This is a genomic window from Rhizobium sp. SVR5-9E, assembly GCF_056755095.1.
This window is the reverse complement of the sequence record NZ_JBNDHS010000227.1, coordinates 1-821: the sequence shown is the minus strand read 5'-3', so window position 1 is coordinate 821 and position 821 is coordinate 1. Positions and strand designations below refer to the sequence as shown.

Below are 821 nucleotides of genomic sequence, written 5' to 3'. Positions count from 1 at the left end.
GCGTGAGCTGGCCTACGTAGCTTTGTCGAGAGCGCGTACGCATTTGACCATTGTGGGAGAGGCTGAGGTCTTAGCGTGGTTGCAAGGTCTTGAGGTCTCAAAGTAAAGCGCGACCGGCAGATCGGACGAATAAAGAGCCGCGAAGACCATAAGGGGATGTTGCCAATGCGTGAACGTGATCGTTCGGACCACCACCCTTTGGCGTCAAAACCTCTAACGGGGCATCATAAGAGAGACATGCGCTAAACGTGCGGTCGCCGTCCAGTTTTCAAAATTATCGCTTTTCGGCGCCCCGTCGCTTAAACTTCATACGGCTTGCTGTAGGAGGGTACGTGCCGATTCGTGTTGATACTCTGCGTGTCGCGGGACTTAGGGGTTTACAGAACATCGAGGTTGAACTCCCGCCGGTCACCGTTTTGATCGGCACGAACAATTCCGGAAAAACCTCGGTCATCAAGGCACTTCAACTCGCGCTCGGAGACTATGGCCGGCACCTTACAGCCGAGGACTTCCACATCGATGTGACCGATGTACGGTCGCCCCGCATCGTTGTCGACGTAAGGACTGTTCCCGTTGACCCGACCGGGAAACGACTCAAGACGTTTGAACCAGAATGGATACAAGAATTCGAGGACAGCATCCGTGCAGATGCGGATGGTAATCAGTTCCAGGCTATTCGAACGGTCGCTCGACCTGATCTTATCAAAGGCGGGTTTATGGTGGACAGATACCTCCATGACCTCTGGCCGAGCTTTAGTCACTGGATGTCCGAAGAGGCAACGCCGCGGACAAGACATAGCAGGCGATACGACGTCATTCCC

The 821-nt window shown here is 54.3% G+C and carries 1 protein-coding gene; it reads left to right on the top strand.

Going from position 1 to position 821, the window contains the following annotated elements; all coding sequences use genetic code 11:
* Positions 1 to 332: 332 nt before the first annotated feature.
* On the top strand, positions 333 to 821 hold a 489-nt coding region (locus ACPYOJ_RS34545), incomplete at its 3' end, for an AAA family ATPase (RefSeq protein WP_481420255.1).